This window comes from Actinocrinis sp., assembly GCF_035650855.1.
GTDB lineage: Bacteria > Actinomycetota > Actinomycetes > Streptomycetales > Catenulisporaceae > Actinocrinis.
Window position 1 is genome coordinate 1 of record NZ_DASRGV010000101.1, and the last position, 7,434, is coordinate 7,434.

A 7,434-nucleotide genomic window follows, 5' to 3' on the forward strand; every position below is an offset into this window, starting at 1 on the left:
GGCGACCGCACAGTGGGCCCGCAACCTCGAGGTCGGCGAGCGCAACGGCTGGCGCAACTCGCAGGCGAGCGTCCTCGCGCCGACCGGCACGATCGGCCTGATGATGGACTGCGACACGACCGGCGTCGAGCCCGACCTGGCACTGGTCAAGTTCAAGAAGCTGGTCGGCGGCGGCTCGATGCAGATCGTGAACAACACGGTCCCGCGCGCGCTGCGCAAGCTCGGCTACCACGAGGAGCAGGTCGAGGCGATCGTCGAATACATCGCCGAGCACGGCCACGTGGTCGACGCCCCCGGCCTCAAGCAGGCGCATTACGAGGTCTTCGACTGCGCGATGGGCGAGCGTTCGATCGCGCCGATGGGCCACGTCAAGATGATGGCGGCGATCCAGCCGCACCTTTCCGGCGCGATCAGCAAGACCGTGAACATGCCGGAGTCGGCCACCGTGGAGGAGATCGAGGAGATCTACTTCCAGGGCTGGAAGCTCGGCCTCAAGGCGCTGGCGATCTACCGCAACAACTGCAAGGTCGGCCAGCCGCTGCAGGACGCCAAGGGCGCGAAGCGCGCCGCGGCGGCCGCGGCCTCCGCCGCCCAGCAGGCGGCCCCCGCCCCGGCGCACAGCGCTGACGCGACCGACACGGAGCACCGCCCGGTCCGCCGCCGCCTGCCGAAGAACCGCCCGGGCCGCACCACCTCGTTCGCGGTGGGCGGAGCCGAGGGCTACATGATCGCCAACTCCTACCCGGACGACGGCCTGGGCGAGCTGTTCCTGAAGATGTCCAAGCAGGGCTCGACGCTGGCCGGCATGATGGACGCCTTCTCCATCGCCATCTCGGTGGGCCTGCAGTACGGCGTGCCGCTGGAGACCTACGTCTCGAAGTTCACCAACATGCGCTTCGAGCCGGCCGGCCTCACCGACGACCCGGACGTGCGGATGGCGCAGTCGATCCTGGACTACATCTTCCGCCGCCTGGCCCTGGACTACCTGCCCTTCGACGTGCGCGCCGACTACGGCATCTACTCGGCCACCGAGCGCCAGCGCCAGGTGGAGACCGGCTCCTACCTGCCGGACGAGGACGCCGACCTCACCGAGATCGCCCAGTCCGCGCCGATAGAGGAGCGCGCCCCGAAGTCGGCCGAGGCCAAGCCCGCCCCGGCCAAGGACCACGACTCCGCGGCGCAGGCCGAGGCCAGCGCCCGCCGCGCCCCCTCCGGCGCCGGCTCCTCGGTCGAGGTGCTTGAGGCCAAGCTCGGCCACGCCGCCGACGCCCCGCTGTGCCTCAACTGCGGCACCAAGATGCGCCCGGCCGGCAGCTGCTACGCCTGCGAGGGCTGCGGCTCCACCAGCGGCTGCAGCTGACGGCCCAGGCGGCGGCCGCGCTAGGCCGCCACCGACGCCGCTGAACTCGGGTACGGGTATGGCCCGAGTGTGAAGTCCCGTGGACGGGGGAATCGGTGACACGCCGATTCCCCCGTCGCGTTTGCGGAGGTGAGCGATGGCCGGTGGGTTCCGGATCAAGCGCGTGCATGACGACCCCTCGCCGCAGGACGGCGAGCGCGTGCTCGTCGACCGACTGTGGCCGCGCGGTGTCAGCAAGGAGCGGGCCGCGCTCGACGAGTGGGCGAAGGACGCCGCGCCCTCCAACGAGCTGCGCAAATGGTTCCACGAGGCGCCGGACGAGCGCCGCGAGGAGTTCGCCGATCGGTACACGGCCGAACTCGACGGGCCGGATCAGAGCAAGAAACTGGACGAGCTACGCGCTCGGGCGGCAAAGCACACCGTCACATTGCTGACCGCCACGAAGGACGTCGAACACAGCCACGTGCCCGTGCTGCTTAAGCAGCTCAAGCGCAAGTAACGCACCCTTCGTCGCGGTTACCTCAGCGCTCTGCGTCCTTTGGCTGGATGTGCGCCGCGATCATGCGCAGCGCCTCCGCCAAATCGTGCCCTGACGGTGCCGTTTCCGGGTCGATGGCGTACTGGGCCATCACGCCGATCAGAATCGCGTGGTACAGCTTGCCGATCTGCATCCTCGCCTTCTCGTCGGACGAGGGGTCGGCCCCCGGGAACAACTGGGACAGGCCCAGGTGCGCCTCCGGCTGGATCCGCGCGAAGAACGCGCGCAGTTCCGGGTTCCGATCGAACTCGACGATGAGCTCCAGCTGAGCGCGCCACAGCGGCTTGTTGCTCTCGAACGAGGCCACCATGTGCGTCCACAGGGTCTCGATCCGGTCCAGCACGCTGGCCTTCGGGTCCACCGCGGCCAAGGCCTCCTCGAAGCCCTCGCTCCACTCGCCTACGGCCTCGTAGACCGCCTGGTTCATCAGCGCCTCTTTGGAGCCGAAGTGGTAGCCGATGGCCGCCAGGCTCACCCCGGAGGCCGCCGCGATGTCGCGGGCGGTGGTGGCCCGGTACCCCTTCTCGAGCAGACAGCGCTTCGCGCCCTCGAGCAGATCCTCGCGATTTCCCATGTCCCGAGCATACTCCGGCCTTGGACGAGCGTCTTGCACAGTTGTACTAGACAGACGTATTAGACGCTTGTACAGTTCCCGGCATGACGACTACGCCGAGCGGCCCGCGGGCCGGACGCAGGGAATGGATCGGGCTCGGGGTGCTGCTGCTGCCGCTCCTGCTGGTCTCGATGGACGTCTCCGTCCTCTACTTCGCCGTCCCGTTCATCAGCCGGGACCTGGAACCGAGCAGCACCCAGCAGCTGTGGATCTTCGACGTGTACGGGTTCGTGCTGGCAGGGCTGCTGATCACCATGGGCTCGCTGGGCGACCGGATCGGCCGGCGCCGGCTGCTGCTCATCGGCGCGGCCTCGTTCAGCCTGGCCTCGCTCGGCGCCGCCTACTCGCACTCCGCCGGACAGCTCATCGCGACACGCGCGGTACTCGGCGTGGCCGGCGCGACCCTGATGCCCTCGACGCTCGCGCTGATCCGCAACATGTTCCACGACGAGAAGCAGCGCCGCACCGCCATCGCGATCTGGACCGGCGCAACCACCGGCGGAATCGCACTCGGCCCGGTGCTCAGCGGCTTCCTGCTCGGCCACTTCTGGTGGGGCTCGGTCTTCCTGATCAACGTCCCGTTCATGCTCATGCTGCTGACGCTCGCCCCGGCGCTGGTGCCCGAGTTCCGCGCGCCGCGGGCCGGCCGGTTCGACCTGCTCGGCTCGCTGCTCTCCCTCGGCGCGGTGCTGCCGGTGATCTACGGCATCAAGGAGATCGCGGCCAACGGAGTGTCCGCCGAGCGCTCGGCCTACATCGCGGCCGGGATCGTCGTCGGCGGCCTCTTCCTGCTACGCCAGGTGCGCAGTGATCACCCGATGATCGACCTGAAGCTGTTTCGCAGCCGAGGCTTCACCGGCTCGGTGCTGATGAACGCCATCGCGATGTTCGCCATCGTCGGCTTCGCCATCTTCACCACGCAGTACCTGCAATCCGTGATGGGCATGAGCCCGATGACCGCCGCGCTCTGGTCGCTCGTCCCTTCGCTCGGTATAGGTGCCATAGCCCCGCTCACGGGCGCCCTCGTGCAGCACTTCGACAGGGCGTACATCGCGGGAGCCGGATTCCTGCTCGGCTGCGCCGGATTCTGCATGCTCACTCAGCTCCACGCGCAGTCCCACATCTGGGTCGTACTGGTCGGCGCGGGCATCTACGCCAGCGGGCTCGTCATGGTCATGACGATCGGCGGCGAGCTGATCATGGGTGCGGTACCGCCCGAGCGGGCCGGGGCAGCGGCGGCTGTGGTCGAGACGGGCACTGAGTTCGGCGGTGCGTTGGGCATGGCAGTGCTTGGAAGCATCGGCGCCGCGATTTACCGATCGGACCTAGCGTCTAAGGCTCCGCACGGACTGCCGTCAGGAGTCCTGAGCACCGCACGCGACACGCTCGGCGGTGCGGTAACCGTGTCCCACCAACTGCCCGGCCACACTGGCGGTTCGCTGCTTACCGCAGCGCGGGATGCGTTCGCACACGGGATGAACGTGGCGGCAATCGGTGCGGCGGTGCTGATGCTGGCGGCGGCCGCGATGACCGTGACGTTCCTGCGCGGACTGCGCATCGAAACCGCACAATCGCAGGAGAATGAGGCGGAAAGCCCGGAGCTGATCGGATCCGCATTCTGATTCGGTGCACGAGAGAACCGGCCCTCCGGCAAGCGAATAACTTTGATATACCTCGCATTCGGCGGCCACGGAACGTGTTCCCGTGGCCGCCGAATCGTCTTCGGTCCGGCTTTCGTTATTAGCCGGTGACCATACGAACGCCAGCTCTCGGTAACGTCAGCGTGTGAGTGAGACACCCGAGAGCGCGTCCGGAGCGATCGACCGGGCCGCGGACTACATTCAGGGTCACGGGGGACCCTTCGATCTAGACCGCTTTTCCGCGCTGTTGGCCGCGACGAACCGGAAATCTGAGCAAACCGGCATTCCGGCAGCGCCGGAGCCGCCGCAGAATATCGACGGCGGCTGGCCGGCGGCGTGGTCCGAAGGCGCCTCCAGTCTCGACGCCACGTGCCACATGCTCGACCTGCTCTCCGACTTCAGCTCGCCGCCGCCCGCCGTCGACATTCCGGCGGCGCTCGCCTTTCTCACTTCGACGCAACTGGACGACGGGACGTGGCGGGAAGGACCAAGCCACCGCACCCCCGACGCACTCATGCCGGGCTCGGCCGCCGCCCGCGTGTACCTCACCGGGAACTGTGCGCGCACGCTCATCGCCTACTCCGGCCCGCAGCGCGCGATCGAGCAGGCCGCCCAGGCGCTCGAATGGTCGCTCGACCCGCACGGCCGGCTGCCCGGCCCCCTCGTCGCACACTGGCTCGGCGCACGGGTACTGCGGGTCGCCGGTCGCGACCTGGCCGCACGGCGGCTGTTGGATGTGGTCGGCCGAAGCTTCGACGGGCTTACCGCTGCTGATCTGGTCCAGTTCGGTTCGAACACGCCGCGCGGCGATCGCTGGACGCGGCGCATCGTCGCTCGCCTCATAGCGCTTCAGGCATCTGACGGTTCATGGCCGGGAGACGATGGCGAACCGTCCGTCGCCGTGTCGATTACCGCGTGCCGTGTGCTCCTAAGGGCTTAGGCATAGCCCAGAGGTAAGGGCACGGCCCGCGTGCGCGGAGCCGTGCCCTTACGTCGTCGGTATTCGATAGCTAGCGGTCAGTCGGATGGAGCGTCAGGTCAGGATGAGGCTGCGGTCAGCGTTACCTGCGTCGTCGAGGTCTGGCCGTTTCGCACGTAGGTGAGCGTCACGGGCGTCCCGGGCTTGTAGGAGCGAATCGCGGCCACGAGCGAGTCGGCGCTGTTGACCTGCTGATCGTCGACCTTGGTGACCACGTCGCCGACCTTGATCCCGGCCTTGTCCGCGGCGCCGCCGGAGGTCACCGACTTCACCACGGCGCCGGCCTGGGTCGCCGTCTGGCCCGGGTCGGTGACGCTGACGCCGAGCAGCGAGTGCGTCGCCTTGCCGTTCGTGATCAGCTCGTTGGCGATCCACTTGGCCTGGTTGACCGGTATCGCGAAGCCGAGGCCGATCGAGCCGCTCTGCGAGGAGCCGCCGAGGCCGCCGGAGCTCGCGGTGGCGATCGCCGAGTTGATCCCGATGACGTCGCCGTTCAGGTTCACCAGCGGTCCGCCGGAGTTGCCCGGGTTGATCGAGGCGTCGGTCTGGATCGCGTCGAGCACCGAGTTGGTCGAGCTCTGCGAACTGGTGTCGCTGGACGGCAGCACCGGGCGGTTCAGCGCCGAGATGATGCCGGTGGTCACGGTGTTGGACAGACCCAGCGGAGCGCCGATCGCGACGACGTTCTGGCCGACCGCGAGGCTCGAGGAGTCGCCGAGGGTGGCCGCGGTCAGTCCGCTGACCCCGCTCGCCTGGATGACCGCGAGGTCGCTGGCCTCGTCCCGGCCGACGATCTTCGCCGGGGTGATCTTTCCGCTGCCGAAGGTCACCGTCATGCTGTCGCCCGAGGTGGCGGCGGCCGCGACGACGTGGTTGTTGGTCAGGATCTCGCCGTTGGAGGAGATGATGATCCCGCTGCCCTCGTCGCCGGTGCCGTCCGAGGCGGTCACCGAGATCGTCACGACGGACGGCAGGATCTTGGCGGCGGCGGCGGTCACCTGGTTGGCGTTGGCCGAGCCGGTGTTGAGGCCGCTCGAGGTGGTGTTGTTGGTGGAACCCGCCAGGGACGAGGTCGTGGTCGTGTTGTTCCCGGTGACCGCGTAGGTGATTCCGGCGCCGAGGCCGCCGCCGATCAGGCCGGCGAGTACCGCGGTGACCAGGGCCAGCTTCGCTACCGGGCGCTTACGCTCCGGGCCGCCGTTCGCGGACTCCGGCGAGCCGTACGGCGGCAGGCCGGTCGGGGCGGGCATCGCCCAGTTCGGCTGCGGGGGAGCGCCGGCGCCGGTCGGAGCGCTCGCGCCGCCCCAGCCCTGATGCTGCGGCTGAGGCTGCGGCTGCTGAGGCGCGCCCCAGACCGGTGCGGCCGGCAGCGGCGCGGGTCCGGCGGGCGATCCGAGCGGCTGGTTGATCACCTGAGTCGGCTGCTCCCGGCCAGCCTCGGACGCCGGTATCGGCGCGGAGGCCTGCGGCGGGTTCTGCGGCGCCTGACTCGGCGCGGGCTCCACAGGCCGCGTGGGCTCGGGAACGGCTGACTCGGCCTGCTGCGCATAGGGCGACGGCGACTCGTACTGGGGGCGTGACTCGGAAGTCCCAGTGGTCGCGTCGGAGGGTGCTGCGGGCGCCGGCGGCTCGTATCCGGTCGCTGAGCCGGTGGAGTCGTCCGCCGGGTGGGTCGCGCGGTTGTCAGGCGTCTCGGTCATGGCTCTAACTTTCTTCCCTCAGTCTGAGATGCGGCTGAGACGGCGTGCAGAACTGGTTATGGAGTTGAGACTAGTTAGTCTCAGGTGCGCCCGGCCCGCCGTGTGAGCCGCTTGGAGCGGCCGCCGGCGGCAGCGCGGTGATGGTCGGGGCGTCGAGCGACGGATCGGCGCCTTCACCCGGCAGCCAGACGCCGAGCAGCGCGCCGCCGCCGGGCGCGCGCGCCGCGGCGACTCGCCCGCCGTGGTTTTCGGCTACCTGACGGACAATCGCGAGGCCGAGTCCGGATCCGGGCATGGTGCGTGCTTCGGGGGAGCGGTAGAAACGCTCGAAGACGTGAGCGAGGTCTTCCTCTGCGATGCCAGGGCCCTCGTCGGCGACCTGGAGCGCGCCTTCACGCAGGCTGACGGTTACCGTGCCGTCGGGCGGTGACCACTTCGCTGCGTTATCCAATAGGTTCGTTACCGCGCGCTCCAGCGCCGCGGGATCGCCTTCTAGGTACCACGGGTTCAGGTGCACGTCGTATGTAAGCGACGGAGCGCGGCGCTTAACGCGTTCGACGGCGTGTTCAACAACCTCGGCGAAGTCGATCTGCTCGATCGCATG

The 7,434-nt window shown here is 68.9% G+C and carries 7 protein-coding genes; 4 read left to right on the plus strand and 3 right to left on the minus strand.

Going from position 1 to position 7,434, the window contains the following annotated elements:
* Together VFB40_RS08060 and VFB40_RS08065 are read left to right on the plus strand one after the other, a co-directional pair.
* A partial coding sequence (locus VFB40_RS08060) for a ribonucleotide reductase barrel domain-containing protein (protein ID WP_527249188.1) occupies positions 1-1,360 on the plus strand: 1,360 nt, incomplete at its 5' end.
* 136 nt (positions 1,361-1,496) lie between these two features.
* Complete coding sequence (locus tag VFB40_RS08065) at positions 1,497-1,859, plus strand: DUF488 domain-containing protein (RefSeq protein ID WP_324848673.1); 363 nt, start codon at positions 1,497-1,499, stop codon at positions 1,857-1,859.
* Positions 1,860-1,881: 22 nt separating this feature from the next.
* On the opposite strand, the gene VFB40_RS08070 is transcribed toward VFB40_RS08065, so the two are convergent.
* Positions 1,882-2,472, minus strand: a complete 591-nt coding sequence (locus VFB40_RS08070; protein ID WP_324848674.1) for a TetR/AcrR family transcriptional regulator — start codon at positions 2,470-2,472, stop codon at positions 1,882-1,884.
* An 83-nt stretch (positions 2,473-2,555) separates the two neighbouring features.
* Between VFB40_RS08070 and VFB40_RS08075 the strand changes: the two genes are divergently transcribed.
* Together VFB40_RS08075 and VFB40_RS08080 are read left to right on the plus strand one after the other, a co-directional pair.
* The gene (locus VFB40_RS08075; RefSeq protein ID WP_324848675.1) at positions 2,556-4,133 is read left to right on the plus strand and encodes an MFS transporter; all 1,578 of its coding nucleotides are present in this window, start codon (positions 2,556-2,558) and stop codon (positions 4,131-4,133) included.
* 265 nt (positions 4,134-4,398) lie between these two features.
* Positions 4,399-5,091: a prenyltransferase/squalene oxidase repeat-containing protein gene (locus VFB40_RS08080; protein ID WP_324848676.1), complete on the plus strand. Its 693-nt coding sequence runs from the start codon at positions 4,399-4,401 to the stop codon at positions 5,089-5,091.
* Between the two features lie 98 nt (positions 5,092-5,189).
* Here the strand turns inward: VFB40_RS08080 and VFB40_RS08085 are convergent, their stop codons facing one another.
* Positions 5,190-6,830 (minus strand): S1C family serine protease, encoded by a 1,641-nt coding sequence (locus tag VFB40_RS08085; RefSeq protein ID WP_324848677.1) that lies wholly within the window; start codon positions 6,828-6,830, stop codon positions 5,190-5,192.
* 70 nt (positions 6,831-6,900) lie between these two features.
* Positions 6,901-7,434 (minus strand): sensor histidine kinase (locus tag VFB40_RS08090; protein WP_324848678.1); only part of this gene is annotated, 534 nt, incomplete at its 5' end.